The sequence below is a fragment of the Escherichia sp. AM3 genome, assembly GCF_032029835.1.
GTDB lineage: Bacteria > Pseudomonadota > Gammaproteobacteria > Enterobacterales > Enterobacteriaceae > Escherichia > Escherichia coli.
On sequence record NZ_JAVUPQ010001236.1, the window covers coordinates 1 to 243 of the forward strand.

Annotated in this window: 1 protein-coding gene; it reads right to left on the reverse strand. The window is 46.9% G+C overall.

Annotated elements, in window-relative coordinates; genetic code table 11:
• Positions 1–243, reverse strand: a 243-nt coding sequence (locus tag RTW80_RS30460) for a hypothetical protein (protein ID WP_312721965.1), incomplete at both ends; no start/stop codon positions are given.

A 243-nucleotide genomic window follows, 5' to 3' on the forward strand; every position in this document is an offset into this window, starting at 1 on the left:
TTCCCAGGCTCAACCTCGTAACAAGTTCCTTTGAAGCTGGAAGACGTGCCACCGTCTCTAAACCTTCTACCAAAACTCTTAGCAAGATGTTCCACACCTGGCGCGGTGTCCAATGATGCTACACGTCGTGAGACGTTGCAGAGGATAAACAGGCTAAATGATGGGAAGAGTTTTAAGTGCAATAGTGGATCAAAGCCCACCTCTTCAAAACCTAACTTGATCGGGAAAGAATCAAGCTCTAGC